This is a genomic window from Paraburkholderia sp. J63 (assembly GCF_905220245.1).
Lineage (GTDB): Bacteria > Pseudomonadota > Gammaproteobacteria > Burkholderiales > Burkholderiaceae > Paraburkholderia.
The window spans coordinates 1-579 of record NZ_CAJMZF010000159.1; the positions used below are offsets into that span (position 1 = coordinate 1).

General features: G+C 56.0%; 1 protein-coding gene. It reads left to right on the forward strand.

Translation table 11 applies throughout. From position 1 onward, the window contains the following. Positions 1-390 precede the first annotated feature (390 nt). A partial coding sequence (locus U5775_RS38960) for a porin (protein WP_415913770.1) occupies positions 391-579 on the forward strand: 189 nt, incomplete at its 3' end.

Genomic DNA, 579 nt, shown 5'->3' on the forward strand with positions numbered 1-579 from the left:
CTGATTGAGCTTCAACTTGCGGACGAGGGAAATCTGGGTGAGTGAGTTGGGTTGCATGGCAGTACTGGATATTGACGGGGAAAGCGCCATTCACGAGGCGTTCGCGCTGTTTGCGACCCAGGTGCTTTCCGCCACTTGACAAGCCCGGCGCCCTGCCGCCGCTGCGCCACGCCAACCGTGAGCCGCGCTGCGCTTACTATACGCACAAAAATAATCCACAGTCGTTATTGACAGTGCGAAATTGAATCCCTAAAAATACGGAACATTGATCGTTTTTAGACGAACTATCCTCCGTCACCCCTCTGACAAGACCTCAGGACCACGTCCCTGGTGCCGATGCAGATTCGCAGCAAATTGCTGACTTCCCGATAACACTACCCTCGCTACCTCATGAATCTGAATCGCGCACCCCGTCTTGTCGTAACGGCCACCCTCCTGGCTGGCAGCCAGGCCGCGTTCGCACAAGGCAGCATCACGCTGTACGGTATCGTCGATACGTACCTGAACTACTCGACCAATCAAACCGCAACCTCGTCTGGCGGCGGGACAACGCACGGCAGCATCGTGTCGCTCAACAAT